1 protein-coding gene is annotated in these 2,492 nt (G+C 67.1%); it reads right to left on the bottom strand.

Going from position 1 to position 2,492, the window contains the following annotated elements:
* Positions 1–185: 185 nt before the first annotated feature.
* Entirely contained in the window at positions 186–2,459 is a 2,274-nt protein-coding gene (locus tag VD811_12660) for a Tex family protein (protein ID HXV21830.1), read from the bottom strand.
* Positions 2,460–2,492 lie beyond the last annotated feature (33 nt).

Here is a 2,492-nt window from a genome sequence, read left to right as displayed (position 1 = left end):
CCAAAGGTCAATGCCAGCACGCGGATAACATCTGATCAAATCCGATTAAATTCGGATCAAGCATGAACCGGAGGGTTAAACCAAAGCATTTAAATCCGCCTTTATCAGAAGTTATCAGATTTGATCCGCGTGAAACGAATTTAGATTTTCTTTGTGTCCTCTGTGTGCTCTGTGCGAGATAAATTTTATCGCTTTTTGACTCGAAATCCCGACTTTTCCCAGGCGGCGGCGTCGCTTGCAGCCGGCTTCTTCTCAACCGGACGCGGTGGCCGGGCCGGCGCCATTCCGGCATTCGGGTCGGCTTCCTTGATGGAGAGGGCGATGCGCTTGCGGGGAGCGTCGACGGAGAGAACCTTGACCCTGACCTTCTCCCCGACCCTGACCACCTCGGCCGGCTCCTTGACGAAGCGGTTGGCCAGGTGGCTGATGTGCACCAGGCCGTCCTGGTGGACGCCGATGTCGACGAAGGCGCCGAAGGCGGTGACGTTGGTCACCGTCCCCGGCAGGATCATCCCCTCCTGCAGGTCGGCAATCTCCCGCACGTCGTCGCGGAAGGCGACCGCCTCGAAGGCGGCACGCGGGTCGCGGCCCGGCTTCTTCAGCTCCTCGAGGATGTCGCGCAGGGTCGGCAGACCGACCGTTTCCGAGACGTAGCGCCTCAGCTCGATGCGCGTGGCCAGCGCCGGATCGGCCGCCAGCTGCGCCAGGGAGACGCCGAGATCGGCGGCCATCCGCTCGACCAGGGGGTAACTCTCGGGATGAACGGCAGTATTATCGAGGGGGTACGTGCCGCCGCGGATGCGCAGGAATCCCGCTGCCTGCTCGAAGGCCTTGGCGCCGAAGCGGGGGACTTTGAGCAGCGCTTTCCGTGCGGGAAACGCGCCGTTCTCGTCGCGGTGGCGGACGATGGCGCGGGCGAGGGACTCGCCGATCCCCGAGACGTAGGCCAGCAGCGCCCAGGAGGCGGTGTTGAGGTCGACGCCGACGAAGTTGACGCACGACTCGACGACGGCGTCGAGGGCCTTCTTCAGGGCGGGCTGGCTGACGTCGTGCTGGTACTGGCCGACACCGATGCTCTTCGGGTCGACCTTCACCAGCTCGGCCAGGGGGTCCTGCAGCCGCCGGGCGATGGAGATGGCGCCGCGCACGGTGAGGTCGAGCTCGGGGAATTCGTCGCGGGCGATCTCCGAGGCGGAATAGACGCTCGCCCCGGCCTCGCTCACCATCACCACCGGCAGGGCAAGGCCCGCCTCGCGCAGGGTATCGCGGACGAACAGTTCCATCTCGCGGCCGGCGGTGCCGTTGCCGACGGCGACCATCTCGACGCCGTGGCTCCGGACCAGCCTCAGCAGCTCCTTTTTCGCCGGCGCGACGCGTCCCTCGCCGGTATGCGGGTAGATGGTGACGTGCTCGAGGAAGCGGCCGGTGCCGTCCACCGCCGCCAGCTTGCTGCCGGTGCGCAGCCCCGGGTCGACGCCCAGCACCCGCTTGCCGCCGGCCGGCGGGGCGAGCAGCAGGTGCCGCAGGTTTTCGGCGAAGACGGCGATGGCCGCCTCGTCGGCCCGCTGCTTCGCCTCCAGGCGCAGCTCGACCTCGATGGAGGGGGAGATCAGGCGCTTGTAGGCATCCTCGGCCACCCTCTCCAGCAGCGGCCGGAAGATGCTTTCACCCCGGAGCAGGCGCCCCTTGAGGCGCTGCAGGATTTCCGCCTCCGGCGCCTCGACCAGCAGCCGCAGCACCTCCTCCTTCTCGCCGCGGCGCATGGCCAGCATGCGGTGGGAGGGGATCGCCCTCAGCGGCTCGCGGTAGTCGTAGTACATCTCGAATTTGGAGACCGTCCCCGCTTTGCCGGGGGCGACCTTCGCGACGAAGACCCCCTGCTCCCAGGTCAGCTGGCGCACCACGGCGCGGGCGTCGGCGTCCTCGGCCAGACGCTCGGCGAGGATGTGCCCGGCCCCCTCCAGGGCCGCCGCGGCGTCGGGGACGTCTTTCGCCGCATCGACGAAAGGGGCGGCCGCCGTCTCGGGTGTGCCGGCGGTCAGCTCCTGCGCGGCGATCAGCTCGGCGAGGGGCTCCAGCCCCCGCTCGCGGGCGATGGTCGCCTTGGTCCGCCGCTTCGGCTTGTAGGGCAGGTAGAGATCCTCCAGCTCGGTCTTCTGCCGGGTCGTCTCGATGCGGGTTCTGAGTTCGGGGGTGAGCTTGCCCTGCTCGTCGATCGATTTGAGGACGGTGACCTTGCGCTCCTCCAGTTCGCTGAAGTAGGCGAGGCGCTCCTCCAGCAGGCGCACCTGCACCTCATCGAGCTCGCCGGTGCGCTCCTTGCGGTAGCGGGCGATGAAGGGGACGGTCGCCCCTTCGCGGAAGAGAGCGACGGTATTTTCCACCTGGAAGGGCTTGAGGCCGGTCTCGTCGACGAGATAGCCGAGAATGCGGGCGTGCTGCTCTGCGGTCAGTGCCATGCGTCTCCATCCTTGAATTGGTTTGAAGGGGAG

This window comes from Desulfuromonadales bacterium (assembly GCA_035620395.1).
GTDB lineage: Bacteria > Desulfobacterota > Desulfuromonadia > Desulfuromonadales > DASPGW01 > DASPGW01.
Note: the sequence above shows the minus strand (reverse complement) of the source record. Positions and strands in the feature narration are given on the sequence as shown.

What these genes read in the sequence shown, in the direction of transcription:
- VD811_12660 (HXV21830.1), bottom strand. Translation starts at nt 2,459, where the DNA reads ATGGCACTGACCGCAGAGCAGCACGCCCGCATTCTCGGCTATCTCGTC.